Source organism: Streptomyces verrucosisporus (assembly GCF_017114865.1).
Classification (GTDB): domain Bacteria; phylum Actinomycetota; class Actinomycetes; order Streptomycetales; family Streptomycetaceae; genus Streptomyces; species Streptomyces fenghuangensis.
In genome coordinates this window covers 1-15,990 of sequence record NZ_JADEYH010000035.1, presented here as the reverse complement: position 1 = coordinate 15,990, position 15,990 = coordinate 1, and the positions used below count along the sequence as shown (strand labels likewise).

Here is a 15,990-nt window from a genome sequence, read left to right as displayed (position 1 = left end):
AGATAACTGATGACCGAGCGTCAGGAAGTCCCTGCCGGCACTGCCGGCCCCACCCGGGAGCTGCACAGGACCCGCCCACTCACGGGTGACGAATACGTGGAGAGCCTGCGCGACGGCCGGGAGATATACATATACGGCGAGCGGGTCAAGGACGTCACCTCCCATCCGGCCTTCCGCAATCCCATCCGCATGACGGCGCGGCTGTACGACGCACTGCACGACCCCGAGCGGCGCGGCGTCCTCACCAAACCGACGGACACCGGCGACGGGTACACCCACAGCTTCTTCACCACCCCGCGCAGCGTCGACGACCTGGTGGCCGACCAGCGGGCCATCGCCGAGTGGGCGCGCCTGAGCTACGGGTGGATGGGGCGCAGTCCCGACTACAAGGCTTCCTTCCTGGGGACCCTCGGCGCCAACGCCGACTACTACGCCCCGTACCAGGACAACGCCCGTCGCTGGTACCGGGAATCGCAGGAGAAGGTCCTCTTCTGGAACCATGCCATCGTCCACCCGCCCGTCGACCGGGACCGGGCCCCGGACGAGGTGGAGGACGTCTTCGTCCACGTGGAGAAGGAGACCGACGCCGGGCTGGTGGTCAGCGGCGCCAAGGTGGTGGCCACCGGTTCCGCGCTGGCCCACTACAACTTCATCGCCCACTTCGGCCTGCCGGTCAAGAAGCGCGAGTTCGCGCTGGTGGCCACCGTGCCCATGGACGCACCGGGCATGAAGCTGATCTGCCGCCCCTCCTACACCGCCACGGCCGCCGCCATGGGCAGTCCCTTCGACTACCCGCTGTCGTCCCGGCTGGACGAGAACGACACCGTCCTCGTCCTGGACAAGGTCCTCATACCCTGGGAGAACGTCTTCGTGTACGGCCACCTGGGCAAGGTGCAGATGTTCCCAGGACGCTCCGGTTTCGTGGAGCGCTTCACCTTCCACGGCTGCACCCGCCTCGCGGTGAAGCTCGAATTCATCGCCGGGCTCCTGATCAAGGCGCTGGAGATCACCGGGACCAGGGACTTCCGGGGCGTGCAGACCCGGATCGGCGAAGTGCTGGCCTGGCGGAACCTGTTCTGGGGGCTGTCGGACGCCGCCGCGCGCAACCCCGTCGAGTGGAGGAACGGCGCGCTGCTGCCCAATCCCCAGTACAGCATGGCCTACCGGTGGTTCATGCAGATCGGCTATCCACGTGTCAAGGAGATCGTGCAGCAGGACGTCGCCAGCGGCCTGATATACGTCAACTCCGCCGCGGAGGACTTCAGGAACCCGGACGTGCGTCCGTACCTCGACAAGTTCCTGCGCGGTTCGGGAGGGACGGACGCGGTTGACCGGGTGAAGGTGATGAAGCTGCTCTGGGACGCGGTCGGCACCGAGTTCGGCGGCCGGCACGAACTGTACGAGCGCAACTACGCCGGCAACCACGAGAGCACCCGCACGGAGCTGCTGTCCTCCCAGGCGCTCTCGGGGCAGGTGGATGCCTACAAGGCGTTCGCCGACCAGTGCCTGTCCGAGTACGACCTGGACGGCTGGACCGTGCCCGACCTCTCCTCGTTCGACGAACTGCGCGCCTCGACCCGGGCCGCCCTGTCGGACATCTGAGGCCCGGCGGGGCGCCGGCCCGTGTGCCGGGTCCGCCCGTGTCCCCCTCCCAAGGGAGGGGGACACGGGCGGACCCGGCACACGGGCCGGACGGTCAGGCCGGGGACAGAGGCGCGTCGGGGGTCATCACGGTCCGGTCCAGGACCCGGACGAATCCGGCGGCGAACTCCCGCATGCTCTGCTCGCGGAACAGGTTGGTGTTGTACCCCAGGTGGCCGAGCATCTCGCCGGATGCGGGGTCGATGTCCAACTGGAACAGCACACCGTCCGGGACATCGGTGCTCACGGGCTGGGAGAGCAGGCGGCGGCGTATCTCGGAGATCCTCACGTCGCCCGCCTCCATGCCCTCCCGTGCGGGGAACTGGAACACCTGGAACGCGACGACGCCCAGGTCGTCCGCGCCGAAGGAGGCGGCCAGCTCCGGCGCCTCGGCGGCGACCTGGCTGAACGGAAGGGGGTTCCCGTACGCCTTCAGGCACGTCGCGCGGGTGCGCTCCACCACCTCGCGGAAGGTGGCCGCGCCGGCGAGGTCCGTGCGCAGCGGGACGAAGTTGAAGAAGGCCCCGACGGTGTCCTGGAACCTGGCGGGGCCGCGGCCGGAGGCCATCGTCGGCACGACGACGTCGGTGGCGCCGACCAGGCCGTTGAGGAAGACCTTGTACGCGGCGAGCAGCACCATGAAAGCGGAGCCGCGCGTCTGCCGGGCGAGCTCGCGGGCCGCCGCGGTCTGCTCGGACCCCACCAGGAAGCGGTGCACCGCGGTCGTCTTCTCCAGGCCCGCGGACTTCGGGTGGTCGGTGGGGACACCGGTGATCCTCGCCCCGGCCAGCCGCTCGCGCCAGTAGGACCGCGCCCCGACCTCGGCCGTGGGGGCGTAGCGCTCCCGCTCCCAGGCGGCGAACTCCCGGAACTGCACGGCCTCCGGCAGCTCGGCGAGGTCGTGACCGCACCGCTTGGCGTACAGGATGCCCAGATCGCGGATGATCACCTGCAAGGAGACCTCATCGACCGCGGTGTGGTGGGCGATGAGGACCAGCACGGCGTCGTCCTCGTCGAACCGGCCCAGCACCGCGTGCAGCAGCGGCAGCCGGTCCACACCGTAGTGCCCGCCCTCCAGTTCGATCAGCAGCTCCTCCGCGCGGCGGTCGCGCGCGGCACGGTCCGGCTCGGGCATCTCCCGGACCGTCAGGGAGACGGGAGAGGGCGGAAGGACCTCCTGGCGCCGGTCCTCCGGGTCGCGCACGACGATCGTGCGCAGGGCCTCGTGGCGCGCCACGACATCGTCCAGCGCGTCCTGCAGGGCGGCCCGGTCCACCTTCCCGGCCAGTCGCCAGCCGCCGACGATGTTGTACAGCGGTCCGAAGGGGCCCTCCCGGTCCCCTTGGTCGAACAGGCACAGGAACTCTTGGTTGAAGGAGAGCGGAATACGCATGGGTCCGTCCCAAATCTCGTCGGGGGTCAGGCCAGCACGGTGCCGGCCCGGCCGGCGGCTTCGAGGAACTCCCCGCGCGCGAGGGCGGCGGCCACCAGCTCGATGTCGTCCGACATGTAGCGGTCGCGGTCGAGCGTGGGCACCAGGGAGCGGATCTTGTCGTACGCGGCCCTGCCGGCCGGGCCGAGCCGGTCGTAGCGGCCGGACAGGTCGATCGCCTGGGCGGCGGCGAGGAACTCCACCGCCAGGATGTGGTTGTTGTTCGACAGCACACGGCGCGCGTTGCGGGCCGCGATCAGGCCCATGCTGACCACGTCCTGGTTGTCCCCGTTGGACGGGACGCTCTGGGTGCTTGCGGGACCGATGGTGCGGTTCTCGGCGACCAGGGCGGTCGCCGGGTACTGGGCGCCGGCGAATCCGCTGTTGAGCCCGGGGTCGCCGGCGACGAGGAACTCCGGGAGGCCCTCGCTGAGGTGCCGGTTGAGCAGGCGGTTGGTGCGGCGCTCGGAGAAGACGCCCAGCTGAGTGAGGGCCACGGTGACGAAGTCCATGGCGAAGGCGATCGGCTGGCCGTGGAAGTTGGCGCCGTGGAACACCTCCTTGCCCTCGAAGAACAGCGGGTTGTCGTTGGAGGAGTTCAGCTCGGTCTCCAGTTTCTCCGCCGCGTGGTAGAGGGTGTCGCGCACGGCCCCCACCACCTGCGGGATGGCACGCAGCGTGTACGCCTTCTGCAGGTACACCTCGGTGCGCGAGACGCTGTCGCCGGTGCGCTGCTCCTCCGCCTGCCGACGCAGGTCGGCGTGCCGCAGGACCAGGCCGCTGCCGCGCAGCAGGGCGCGCATGTTGGCGGCGGTGTCGACCTGTCCCCGGTGCGGGCGGGCGATGTCGTGGCCCTCGGCCTGGAAGGGGCTCAGCGAGCCGCTCAGCGCCTCCAGGACCAGCGCGGTGACGATCTCGGCCTGGCGCACCTGCTCGAGGGCGCGGCCGACGACCAGGGAGCCGAGTCCCGTCATCGCCGAGGTGCCGTTGATGAGCGCGAGCCCCTCCTTGAAGCGCAGCTGCAGCGGCTCGATCCCCTTCTCGCGCAGCACCGGACCCGTCGGGACCCGCTTGCCGTCGCGCAGGAGGTAGCCCTCGCCGATCAGCGTGCTCGCGATGTGGGAGAGGGGGGCGAGATCGCCGCTGGCGCCGAGCGACCCGATCTCCGGGATGGCCGGTGTGATGCCGAGGTTGAGGTAGAGGGCCAGACGTTCGAGCAGTTCGGGGCGGACCGCCGAGTAGCCCTTGGAGAGTGCGTTCAGCCGGGCGGTGACGATGGCGCGCGCCTCGTCCTGGGCGAACAGCGGGCCGACTCCGGCGCTGTGGCTGCGCACCAGGTTGGTCTGGAGCTCCACTTCCTTGGACTGGTCGACCAGCATGTAGATCATCTCGCCGTAACCGGTCGTGACGCCGTAGACGGGAGCGCCGTCGCGGACGATCTTCTCGAACTGTTCACGGCTCCTCGCCGCCCTGGTCAGCGACTGCGGGGACACGGACACCGGGGCCCGGCCCTCCGCCACCCGGCGCACGGCCGGAATGTCCAAGGTCTCGCCGTCGACTCCGACGCTCAGGCCGTCGGAGTCGGTCGGGACGTTGGTCTCCAGAATGGTCACGGCATTCATCCCATCGTCAGTTCGCGGTCAGGTATCGTTCGGTGGCCGAATCGGTCATGTCGCCTTCGCGGCCCGGGCACCCGGTGCGGGGCCGGCGCCGGCCGCCAGCGCATGCCGGTCGACCTTCCCCCCGGGGCCGCGGGGCAGCTCCTCCACCGCCACGAACGACACCGGGGGGAGCGCCTGCCCGAACCACCGGCGCAGGCCCGACCTCCAGGCCCGGACGGGCAGCGCCGAGTCGCCCTCCGCCGGGCGGCGCGGCACCACGTAGGCGGTCAGGTTCCTCACCAGCCCGTCCTCCCCGGTACGCGCGACGACGGCGCAGTCGGCCACCGACTCGTCGGCGACGAGCCTCGCCTCGACATCGGTGAGTTCCAGGCGGGTGCCGAGGATCTTGACCCTGCTGTCGCCGCGTCCCGCGTACTCCAGCAGTCCGTCCCACCGCCTGCGGCCGAGATCCCCGGTGCGATGGCAGGGGCCGCCGGCGATGCCCGTACCCGGCGCTCCGGCCAGGGGGCGAAAGGCGTCGCCCGGGGCCGCTCCCACGTAGCCGGGGGTCACGTGCGGGCCGCACACGACGACGCGGCCCGTGACTCCGGCCGGGCAGGGCCTGCCGTGCTCGTCGAGCACGAGCACCTGTCGTCCGGGTATGGGCCGGCCGATCGGCACGGTGCCGCGGACCGGTCCGTCCACCTCGTGCCAGGTCGCCAGGATCGTCTCGGTGGCTCCGTAGAGGTTGACCAGCCGGACGCCGGGGAGGGCCTCGCGCAGGCCATCGGCCAGCTCACCGGGGAACGCCTCGCCCGCCAGCAGCAGATGACTCAGCGAGACGGGCCGCAGCGGGGCCGCCTCACGGATCGCCGCGAGCAGTCGCCGGGCGAAGCTGGGGACGGTCTGGAGGTGTGTGATCCGCTCCGTGCGGAGCCAGCCGGCCAGTTTCTCGGGGTTCGCCCGGTACCTGTCCGGGACCGGACACAGAGTCGCTCCAGTGGTCAGGGCGGCGAACAGCTCCACGAGGCCGGCGTCATAACCGGGGGCGGACCACTGCGCCACACGGGAGCCGGGGCCGATTCCGAACTCCGTGGTGAACCACTCGACGAACTGGGCGAGGGTGCGGTGGCTCTGCGGAATGCCCTTCGGCAGCCCGGTGGAGCCCGAGGTGTAGGCGATGTAGGCCCAGCGCCCGGCCCGGCCGGCCCCCTCCGGCGCGGGCGGGGGAACCTCGCCCTCCGCGGGGGCCGCCCGGACGGGGAGCCCGGGGCTCGCAGGAGCCTCCCGCGGGGCGTTCAGACCGATGACGTCGATGACGTGGCCACCTGTCTCCTCACCGAACCAGGAGACCAGCGGGGAGTCCTCAGTCCGCGACTCCACCAGCAGGCAGCGCGGCCGCAGCTCCGAGAGGACGGCTCTGCCCCGTTCCCCCGACAGGCCCGTTCCCAGGCACACCGCGTGGGCGCCGGCCCCGAACACGCCGAGCAGCGCGGCGGCCCTGTGAGGGCCGTTCGGCAGCCGCAGCGCGACGGGCGAGCCCTCTTCGGTGTCAAGCGCACGCAGCGCGCGCTCGACGGCCCCCGCCTCCTCCCACAGTTCCCGGTAGGTGACGCCCTCCCCGCCGTCGTCCAGCGCGAGGGAGTCCGGACGCGAGCGGGCGATCGCGCGCACCTGTGTGTGGACCGGTCGTCCGCTCCACACACCGGCCGCGATCCGGTCCGCCTCACGGGCCGCGGCGCGCAGTTGCCCGGACGTCTCCAGCGGCAGCGTGTCCGCAGGCGTGCCCGGGGCGTCCAGCGCGGCGCGCAGCAGCGTACGGAGCTGGCCGAGCAGACCGGAGGCCGCCGCCGTGTCGAGGGGGACCGTGCGGTACTCCAGGCGGCCCGATACATGGGAAGGGGAGCACCTCACCGTGAGCGCGAGGTCCGTGTCGGGCACGCCGTCGTCGGACCGCAGCCGGTGCACCCGGGCACCGGGGAGGCCGAGCAGGGGCTCGGCGGGGTTCTCCGCGCGGAACAGCGCGTCGTACCGCGCCGGCCGGTTCGCGGGCGAACCGGCCGCCCGCCGGGACCCGGCCATACGGGCGACCAGCTCACGGAACGACGGCTGCCCGGTCAGATCGGCGAGGACCGTCCGATGGCCGCCGTCCGGCTCCAGTACCCCTATGACCGGCCGTTCCCCGCCGGTATGTCTGTTCAGCAGACAGCAGTAGGCGGCCAGCAGGACGTTCAAGGGCGTCGTGCCCTCCCGCGAACACAGCGTGGTCAGGGGAGAGGACAAGCCGGCCGACCAGTCGAAATCCGCTCCGCAGAAGTCCCCCGCGCGGCCGCCGGATGCGGCCTGGCAGGCCGTACCCAGATCGCTGATCAGGTCGGCCGGGGAGTGCCGGTCCGCGAAGTCCTGATTCACCCAGACCATCACCAGGTGCGTGTCGTCGGCCGTTCGCGCGACGACGAGCCGGGCGGCCGGTCCGGGTGCCGCCGCGGGGGGCAGGAGGTCCGGATCGGCCCGCAGACGTGCGGCGGCCCTCCACGGCCCGGGGTCGGGGATCTCGCCGAGGTCCGTGAAACCGAAGGGACCACGGCCCGGCCCCGCGTACCGGGCCGTGGTCCCGCGCCAGGCGGTGTGCAGCGCCCGCTCGTCGAGGCCGCCGGTCACCGCGTACGCCCGGTACAGGTGGGCCGTCTCCGTCATGTCCGCTCCCTTCGTCTCGTCCCCGGCAGCGCGGGTCAGCCCGCCGACACCAGGTTTTCTCCGCGGGAGTCGGCGGAGGTCCGGGACGCGGCACCCGGGCCGGGGCGGAACCTGTCCTCGATCGCGCCCATCACCACGTTCCACAGCACGCGCGCGAGGAAGGCCGGGCGCTTCATGGCGTCGGGTGTGTCCACCAGACCGGCGCCGCGCATGTAGGCGGCGGTGACCGCGCCGTCACGGGTCGCCGCCTTCTGCACCAGCTTCAGGAAGGTCTGGGCCGCCTTCACCTGCGCGGTCCGCTCGCCCTGTACGCCGGGGAAAGTGAGGTCGACAGTGTTGGTCATCTCCCAGGCGGGGTCGATCACCTCCCGGGCCAGGTCGCGGAAGTACTGCGCCGGGATCGGCGCCGCACCGGTGTGCAGGTGGTCGCGGATGGTGAGGGCGCCGAGTGCGGCGACCGTCATCCCCTGGGCGTAGACCGGGTTGAAGGTGGTGACCGCGTCCCCGGTGACCAGCAGGCCCAGGGGGAACCGGTCCAGCTCCTCGTAGCGGCGCCGGAGGGTGGTCGGGAAGCGGAAGGCGACCGGCTCGTCCAGGGGGACGGCTTTCTGCAGCGCGTCGTGGATGTCGGGGACGGCCAGCGACCTCACCCAGGCGTACAGGCCCTCCTGGTCGGTCGGGGGGTGGTCCCCGAGCAGCCCGTAGGTGGTCAGTTCCACCCGGTCGCCGTCGGTCTTGGTGAAGATGGCGCCCCGGGGCACCCCGGGGAAGGCCACCGGGTTGATGGACAGGTCGCCGTCGTAGGGGTCCTCCAGCAGCCTGTAGTGCTGGGTGACGTAGCCGAGCCCGATCTTCTTGCGCTCCTCGGGGACGCGCTGGTAGCCGAGCTCCTCCAACCAGACGGGGGTGCGCGAGCCGCGGCCCGTGGCGTCGACCACCAGGTCCGCCTCCAGGATCTCCTCGGACCCGCCCTCCGCGAGCGGCTGGACGCGCACCCCGGTGACCCGGCCGCGGTCCGCGGTGGTGACCAGTCCCAGGATGTCGTGCTGCTCGCGGAAGGCGATGTTCGGCAGGGCCGCGGTGCGGCGGCGTATGTGCTTCTCCAGCATCGGACGGCTGGCGGCCACGCAGGTCAGTCCGGCGACCTGTTGCTTGAGCCGCCTGCCGTTGAAGTACCAGCGCACATGGCCGGCCAGGTCGCCGGTGGGGACGCCGTCGTCGAAGATCTCCTGAGTGATGCCGGGGTACAGCTCCTCCATGGCCAGCTGCCCCCGGGCCAGCAGACCGTTGATGTGCCGGCCCTGGGGGCAGTGCTTCCGCGGCCCCTCCACCCCGGTCAGCACATCACGGTCCACGACGAGCACGGCGTCGTAGGCGTCGGCGAGCACCCTCGCGGCGAACAGGCCGGCGATGCTTCCGCCGAGTACCACCGCCCGAGTACCGGTCTTGTCACCCGACACGGGTACCTCCTCGGATCTCCCGGTATGGGATGGGAATCTGGGACTGGGACGGGAACCGGTGACCGGTTCCAGGTGCGCCGATCGTCGCGCCGGTGTGCGGTACGGCGCATCTCCTGGAGTGCTGCCCGGTCCTCGGTGTGCGGCCCGGGCCGGGGCGGGGAGGTCGCGCGGTGGCTCTCAGGGGGCGCGGACGCCGAAGCGCGCGCGCGACAGTTCCCGGTTCGCCGCGGTGAACAGGAACACGGCGATGCCCGCGTGGCTCTGCTGCATGGACATGTCGCGCCAGACGCGCTCCATGCGCTCGCCGTTGCGCACCGCGCTGGAGCCGGCTGTGGGGAAGAGGTAGCCCTCGACCGCGCGCCAGCTCATCCGCACCACCTCGCGGCAGACCGAGGCGATCCGCAGTTCGCGTTCGGGCGTGACGTGCTCCGGTCCCCTGGAGGAGACCTCCTCCCACTGCCGGACGGCCCCCAGCAGGCCCGCCTCCGCCGCGTGGACGAGCCCGGCGGCCTCGCCGTACCAGTACTGGAAGTCAGGGTCCTGGGTGCGGGGGACCACGGGCGGGAACAGCGTTCGGCGCGACCGCATCAGCTCCTCGTAGGCGTCCAGGGCTCCCTTGGCCATGCCCACCGCCAGCGCCGCGTCCTCCAGGATCATGAAACTCAGGGGGCCGCCGCCGTACATCGGGTTGTCGTGCAGGGACCGCCCCGGCGTGCCGCCCGTGACGTTCACCTGGCTGAGGTGGGTGTCGAGGGTGAAGTGGTCCGGGACGCGGCCGTCCTCGATCCGGATGCCGTGCGAGCCGCTGCCCCGCAGGCCCAGCTGCTCGCCCCAGTCGTCGAGCCGGGTGAACTCGCTGCGCGGTGCCACGAACAGCAGCGGCCGTCTTTCTCCGTCCCCGTCGTCGACGAGGGTGTGGCCCATGAAGTGGGTGGCGTAGGGCGAGCCGGAGCAGTAGCGCCAGGTGCCGCTGATCGCCCACCGGCCGTCGGGGGCGCGCTCGCCGGCGCCGCTCGGCGCGACCGTGGCCGGGCAGACGAAGTCCCCGCCCGCGAAGATCTCCGCCTGCGCCCGTTCGCCGAACAGTGTGGCCACCGCGTGTGCGTGGGCCGCGCCCAGGCAGTACATCCAGCCCGTCGACGGGCATCCCCTGGAGAGCTCGACGACCACGCGCATGAAGGTCCCCACACCGAACTCGTAGCCCCCGTACCGCCGGGGGACCAGGATGCGGTAGAAACCCGACCGGCGGAACAGCTCGTGCGTGTCCTCGGCGTAGAAGCCGCGCCGCTCCGTCTCGGCCTGACGGTCCACCAGGTCGCGTGCGACGGCCTCGGCCCGGGCCACGACCTCGTCCGGCTTCAGGCCGGGTTCGGGGGGCGGGGAGAGGGTCGTTTCGGAAGCGTTCGCGGTGAGCTTCATCGGCGGGGATTCCTTTGCCTCGGATGACACCACGCCGCGGGGACACGCCGTCCGTGCTCCGCCGCGCCGCGGCCCTGGCCCACGGCCATCGTCCGCAGCGTGGCACCCGCGTCCCACGTGGGCATCTCCTCGATTGCGAAGGCAGCCGGCTCCCGGAGCGCGGCGGCAGGCACAGCACGCGGGAAGATGCCGCCGGAAGGCGTGCCGTGGGACCGTCGTGCGGCCGGGCCGGGCCGGGCCGGGCCGGCCGCACGGATTCCGCCCTCCCACGCTCCTGGAGTTCCGTTGAGAACCGCGCACCGCACCTGCCCCATCTGCGACGCCGTCTGCGGCCTGCGGATCGAACTCGGCGACGACGGCCGGGTCCGCACCGTCCGGGGCGATGCCGAGGATCCCTTCTCCAGGGGCTACGTCTGCCCCAAGGGAGCGAGCCTGGGCCGGATCGACGAGGATCCCGACCGGCTGCGGACGCCGATGATCCGCACCGGCGACCAGTGGCGCGAGGTGGGCTGGGACGAGGCATTCCGGGCGGTGGAGAAGGGCCTGACCGACGTTATCGACCGGCACGGACGCCAGGCCGTCGCCGCCTACTTCGGCAACCCCACCTTCCACACCATGGCCGGCATCTTCTACCGGGGCCCGCTCTCCCAGGCTCTGGGCACCACCAACCTCTACAGCGCCGGCACCATCGACCAGATGCCCAAGCAGGTGGCCTGCGGGCTGATGTTCGGCAACGCGATGGCCATTCCCGTGCCGGACCTGGACCGCACCGATCACCTGCTGGTGATCGGTGCCAACCCGGCCGAGTCGCACGGCTCGCTGTGCGCGGCCCCGGACTTCCCCGGACGGCTCAGGGCGCTGCGCGGGCGCGGCGGCAGGATCGTGGTCGTCGACCCGCGGCGCACCCGTACGGCCGACCTCGCCGACGAGCACGTCTTCGTACGGCCCGGCACCGACGCCCTGCTGCTGTTCGCGATCGTGCACACGCTGCTGGCCGAGGACCTCGTCACGCCGCGCGTGGGAACCGAGGGTCTGGAACGGCTGCGGGAGCACGCCGTGCCGTTCGGCCCGGAGGCGGTGGCCGAGGCGTGCGGGGTGCCGGCCGAAACGATCGTCCGGATGGCCCGTGAGCTGGCTGCCGCGCCCACCGCGGCCGTCTACAGCCGGGTGGGCACCTGCACCGCCGACTTCGGCACCCTGACCCAGTACCTCGTCGACGTGCTCAACGTGCTGACCGGCAACCTCGACCGCCCCGGTGGCGTCATGTTCACCCGGCCCGCCACCGTGGAGGTGCCCTGGGGACCGCGGCCCTTCACCTCCGGCCGCTGGCGCAGCCGCGTCCGGCAGCTTCCCGAGTCGCTCGGGGAGCTGCCCGTGGCGACCCTCGCCGACGAGATCGAGACCCCGGGCGAGGGGCAGGTCAGGGCGCTGGTCTCGGTGGCCGGCAACCTCGCCCTGTCGGCGCCCAACGGCCCGCGGCTGGCCCGCTCCCTGCGAGGCCTGGACTTCATGGTCTGTGTCGATCCTTATCTGAACGAGACGACCCGCTGGGCCGACGTCATCCTGCCTCCGCCGCGCATGATGCAGATGCCCCACTACGATCTGCTGCTGCTGACGGTCACCGTGCGCAACTACACCCGGTTCTCCCCGCCGGCCCTGCCGCTGGAACCGGGACAGCTCTCCGAGGCGGAGATCATGGCCCGTCTCGCCCTGATCGCCTCCGGCCGGGGCGCCGACGCCGACCCCCGCGAGCTGGACGAGGCGATCGTCGGCGAGCTGCTCGAGGCCGGGGTGCGGGCTCCCGGCTCTCCCTTCGAGGGGATGGAGGTCGCCCAGGCGCGTGCCCTGCTCGACGGCGACAGCGGTCCGGAACTCATGCTCGACGCGATGCTGCGACTGGGCCCGTACGGGCTGTCGCTCGCCCGGCTGCGCGAGCACCCCAGCGGCATCGACCTGGGGCCGCTGGAGCCGCGTCTGGCGGAGGTGCTCGGCACCGAGTCCGGCCTGGTCCGGCTGGCCCCGCCCGAGCTGGAGGGGGAGGTCGCCCGCCTGCGCGAGCGGATGGCCGCCCCTGTGCCGCCGATGCTCCTGATCGGGCGCCGCCAGCTGCGCTCCAACAACAGCTGGCTGCACAACGTCCCCGCGCTCGTCGGCGGCAGCAACCGGTGCACACTCCACATCCATCCGGACGACGTGGCCCGGCTGGGCCTGGGCTCCCACGCACGCGTCACCTCGGCCACGGGCGACCTCGTCGTCCCCGTCGAACCGAACGACCGCATCATGCCGGGCGTGGTCAGCCTGCCCCACGGCTGGGGACACGCCGGCTCGCCGCAGCGCACCGCCGCCCGTCACCCGGGGGTGAACGCCAACGCCCTGACCGACGACTCCGTCGTCGATCCGGTCTCGGGCAACGCGGTCTTCAACGGTGCCCCGGTCACGGTGACCCCTGCTGCCGGCCCCGGTGGCGCGGGGCCGCGGCCGGATGCCGCCGCCCCGCGGCGGACCGCGTTCCCCTCCGTCACCTGAGGGCCGGGCCGCCCCGCCCGCGGCGCACGCCGCCGACCCCGCCGCCACACTCCGTTCTCACCACTGGAGGACCCATGCGACCCGGCATCCGGGACGGAGAGGCCGTCATCGATGTCTGGCTCTCCGAGTTCCCGTTCCCCGGCTTCCTGGAGCCGATCCGCGAACGCGCCAGGGAGTTCGAGAAGGCGCACCCGGGCTACCGGGTCGACATCCGCGGGTTCTCCTACGAGGAGCTTCCGCGTGCGGTAGCCGCGGCGGCGGCCCGGGGCGCCGCTCCGGCGGTCGCCACCTACTACGCCGGGGCGTCCCAGCTGGCCCGGGATGTCCGCACCCGTGACGGCAGGCCGCTGTTCACCTCCGTGGAGAAGGCCGTCGCCGGCCGTACGGAGATCCTGGGCGAGCCCGTCGTGCTCGGCGACTTCCTGCCGGGCGTGCGCGAGTACCACACCGTCGACGGCGAGTTCGCGACGATGCCGCTGACCTTGTCGACGATGCTGCTGTACGCCAACACGACCATCCTGCGCGCGGCGGGGGTCGCGTCGGTACCGCGGACCTGGCAGGAGACCACGGCCGCGTGCGAGGCCGTCGCCCGGCTCGCGAACGGCCCGCGCAGAGCCATCGCCTGGCCGGTGGACGGCAAGTTCGTGCAGCACGCGCTGGCCCAGCAGGGAGCGATGCTCACCGACTGCGGCAACGGGCGGCACGGCAGGGCCACGAGGATCGACCTGACCTCCGCCGCGCTCCTGGACTACGTCACCTGGTGGCGGGACCTGCACCGGGACGGCCACTATCTCCACACGGGCGTTCCGGAGGACTGGGCGGGCACCTTCAAGGCCTTCGCCGACCAGGAGGTGGCCCTGCGGTTCAGTTCGTCCTTCGACGCCAACTACATGGTGCGGGCCGCCGCCGAGGCCGGTTTCGACATCGAGGTCGGCGTCCTGCCCCGCAACGGCGCCCTGCCCTGCGCCGGCAACTGGATCGGCGGGGACTCGCTGTGGCTGGCCGACGGTCTCGACGAGGCCACCCGCGACGGCGCGCTGGCCTTCATGCAGTACCTCAACAGCCCGCGTGCCGCCGCCCAGTGGCACAAGGCCAGCGGCTCGGCTCCCGCCACCCGCGGGGCGGTCGCCCTGCTGGAGGAGGAGGGCTGGTTCGACCTGCACCCGCATCACCGGGCGACCGGCGAGCAGCTCGGCCTGCGCACCGGTCCGCCGGAGGCGCACGGAGCGGTGCTCGGCGGGTTCCACGCCATCCAGATCGTGATGATGGAGGCCATGGAGGACGTCCTGGCCCGGGGCGCCGACCCCCGGGAGCGGTTCGCCCGCGCCCAGGCCCAGGCCCAGGCGCTGCTGGACGACTACAACGCCTACGCGCTGGGCGCGGGACCCGAGACGCCCGACTGCCTCGCGGTGCGCGTCTGAGGCGGGCCGGGTTCGGGAACGCTCCGGTCCCGGCGCACCGGGGCGGGCGAACAGCACGGCGGAAGAAGACATCCGCGGGCGGACTCCTCCACCCTGGTGGCGGTTTCAGTACCGGACAGGGCACGGCGCCGGACAGAGCACGGCGTGCCCGCCGTACCGCCCGCCCCCGATGGAGGAACGACGTGACCGAGACGGACATCCCGGCCCTTGGGGCTTCCACGATCACCGCCGACGACCCGCGGTACCCGAGCATGGTTCTCGGGACCAACCACCGTTTCCCCGGCCGGCCCGACTACGTCCGTGTGGTCACCACGACCGAGGAGGTGGCGGCGGCGGTGACCGAGGCCGTCGCGGCCGGGAAGCGGGTCTCCGTCCGCAGCGGCGGGCACGGCTTCGAGGGCCTGGCCGCCGACGGAGTCGAGGTCCTGCTGGACATGTCCGAGATGACGGATGTGCGCTACGACGCCGGACGGCGTGCCTTCGCCATCGAGGCGGGAGCCACCCTCGGCCACGTCTACCGGGTCCTCTTCAAGGGGTGGGGGGTGACCATCCCGGCAGGGGAGTGCCCCGAGGTGGGCGCCGGCGGCCACATCGTGGGCGGCGGCTACGGTCCCCTCTCGCGCAGCCTGGGCGCGGTGGTCGACTACCTGTACGCGGTGGAGGTCGTGGTCGTCGGGGAGGACGGCGTCGCCAGGGCGGTGGTCGCCACCCGCGAGGAGGACGACCCGCACCGCGACCTGTGGTGGGCGCACACCGGCGGGGGCGGCGGCACCTTCGGCGTGGTGACCCGCTACTGGATGCGGGCCCCGGGCGCCGACTCGCGCAATCCGGCCGAACTGCTGCCCAGGGCCCCGAGCCGGTGGCGCAGCGGCTCGGTCGTGTGGTCCTGGGAGACGCTGACCGAGGAGTCCTTCACCACCATCCAGCGCAACTTCGGCGCCTGGTTCGAACGCAACAGCGGCGCCGACTCCCCCTACGCCCCGCTGGCGGGCTTCCTCCACGTCACGCACCGCTCGGGCTTCGGGCTGACCGTGGGAGCGCACATCGACGACGGCGTCCCCGGCGCCGAGAAGCTGATGACGACGTTCTTCGAGGAGGTCGCCGCCGGTGTCGACACGGCTCCGGTGTTCAGCGACCGGAAGGTCAACCCCTGGCTGTACTGCTCCGCCTACCCCGGCTGGGGTGACCCGGGGGACCCGTTCACCCGCCGCATCAAGATCAAGGCGGCGTATCTGCGCAAGGGCTACTCGGGCCGTCAGATAGCCGCCCTGCACCGGCACCTGACCACCGGGGAGCGCAACCCGGCGCAGCTGATCCTCATCGGGTACGGCGGCAGGGTGAACACCGTCGACCCGCACTCCACTGCGACCGCACAGCGCGACTCGGTCCTGAAGGCGGCCTACATGTCGGTGTGGGCGGACGCGTCGGAGGACGAGACCAACATCGGACTGCTGCGCGCCATGTACCGCGACGTGTACGCCGACACCGGCGGTGTCCCGGTACCGAACGACGACAACGACGGCTCGTACATCAACTACGCCGACACCGACCTGGCCGACCCGGAGCTGAACACCTCCGGCGTTCCGTGGCACACGCTCTACTACAAGGACAACTATCCGCGCCTCCAGCAGGTCAAGAAGCGCTACGACCCGCGGGACGTGTTCCGCCACGCGCTGTCCGTCCGGCTTCCCGGCTGACCGGGCCGGGCGGCGCGGCAGGCCGCGGGCCGGGCGGCGCGGACCTGCCGGGGCGAGGAGGCCGTGCGCCGCCTCCGAGCGGTCCGCCGCCACCGG

General features: G+C 72.3%; 9 protein-coding genes. 4 read left to right on the top strand and 5 right to left on the bottom strand.

The window, feature by feature from the left end:
- Window positions 1–9: 9 nt before the first annotated feature.
- Entirely contained in the window at window positions 10–1,602 is a 1,593-nt protein-coding gene (locus IQ279_RS24820; protein WP_206351548.1) for a 4-hydroxyphenylacetate 3-hydroxylase family protein, read from the top strand.
- Window positions 1,603–1,696: 94 nt separating this feature from the next.
- Here the strand turns inward: IQ279_RS24820 and IQ279_RS24815 are convergent, their stop codons facing one another.
- From IQ279_RS24815 to IQ279_RS24795, 5 genes are all read right to left on the bottom strand, one after another.
- Entirely contained in the window at window positions 1,697–3,034 is a 1,338-nt protein-coding gene (locus IQ279_RS24815; protein WP_206351547.1) for a condensation domain-containing protein, read from the bottom strand.
- Between the two features lie 26 nt (window positions 3,035–3,060).
- Window positions 3,061–4,686 (bottom strand): tyrosine 2,3-aminomutase, encoded by a 1,626-nt coding sequence (cmdF, locus tag IQ279_RS24810; RefSeq protein WP_307792524.1) that lies wholly within the window; start codon window positions 4,684–4,686, stop codon window positions 3,061–3,063.
- Window positions 4,687–4,740: 54 nt separating this feature from the next.
- Window positions 4,741–7,371, bottom strand: a complete 2,631-nt coding sequence (locus IQ279_RS24805; RefSeq protein WP_206351545.1) for an AMP-binding protein — start codon at window positions 7,369–7,371, stop codon at window positions 4,741–4,743.
- Window positions 7,372–7,406: 35 nt separating this feature from the next.
- A complete protein-coding gene (locus IQ279_RS24800; protein ID WP_206351544.1) occupies window positions 7,407–8,831 on the bottom strand; it encodes an FAD-dependent oxidoreductase in 1,425 nt (474 codons plus the stop codon).
- Window positions 8,832–9,008: 177 nt separating this feature from the next.
- Entirely contained in the window at window positions 9,009–10,250 is a 1,242-nt protein-coding gene (locus IQ279_RS24795) for an acyl-CoA dehydrogenase family protein (protein ID WP_206351543.1), read from the bottom strand.
- Window positions 10,251–10,535: 285 nt separating this feature from the next.
- Between IQ279_RS24795 and IQ279_RS24790 the strand changes: the two genes are divergently transcribed.
- The 3 genes from IQ279_RS24790 (at window position 10,536) to IQ279_RS24780 (ending at window position 15,894) form a co-directional block, all read left to right on the top strand.
- Complete coding sequence (locus IQ279_RS24790) at window positions 10,536–12,776, top strand: molybdopterin-dependent oxidoreductase (RefSeq protein ID WP_241028701.1); 2,241 nt, start codon at window positions 10,536–10,538, stop codon at window positions 12,774–12,776.
- Between the two features lie 74 nt (window positions 12,777–12,850).
- The gene (locus tag IQ279_RS24785) at window positions 12,851–14,197 is read left to right on the top strand and encodes an extracellular solute-binding protein (RefSeq protein WP_206351541.1); all 1,347 of its coding nucleotides are present in this window, start codon (window positions 12,851–12,853) and stop codon (window positions 14,195–14,197) included.
- A gap of 182 nt (window positions 14,198–14,379) precedes the next feature.
- Entirely contained in the window at window positions 14,380–15,894 is a 1,515-nt protein-coding gene (locus IQ279_RS24780; RefSeq protein WP_307792523.1) for an FAD-dependent oxidoreductase, read from the top strand.
- Window positions 15,895–15,990 lie beyond the last annotated feature (96 nt).